Genomic DNA, 333 nt, shown 5'->3' on the forward strand with positions numbered 1-333 from the left:
TGCCGCTCGTGCTCGCCCCGGGGGCCAGTGTCGTCGCTGCAAGCGTGATCGCTCCCAGCTTGTCGTCGTTCACTGCCAAACCGGTCAGGGTCACTTCGCCTGTGTTCGTTATGGTATAGGTATAGGTGATCACCTGGCCCGCTTCGGTCACTTGCGTCACGTCCGCCAACTTGGTGATGTCCACCAAGGCCGCTCCGTTCACGTCAACCGTCTCGGTCGCACTGTCGGTCGCTTCCTCTTCGCTGCTCACACTCGCCACGTTCACAATGTCCAAGCCCGCATCTATGTCGGACTGCAACACCGTGTAGGTCGCCGTGCCGCTCGTGCTCGCCC

Annotated in this window: 1 protein-coding gene; it reads right to left on the reverse strand. The window is 61.9% G+C overall.

Translation table 11 applies throughout. From position 1 onward, the window contains the following. A partial coding sequence (locus B0E43_RS23290; protein ID WP_371454095.1) for a hypothetical protein occupies positions 1 to 333 on the reverse strand: 333 nt, incomplete at both ends.

Source organism: Algoriphagus sp. A40 (genome assembly GCF_002002735.1).
Classification (GTDB): Bacteria; Bacteroidota; Bacteroidia; order Cytophagales; family Cyclobacteriaceae; genus Algoriphagus.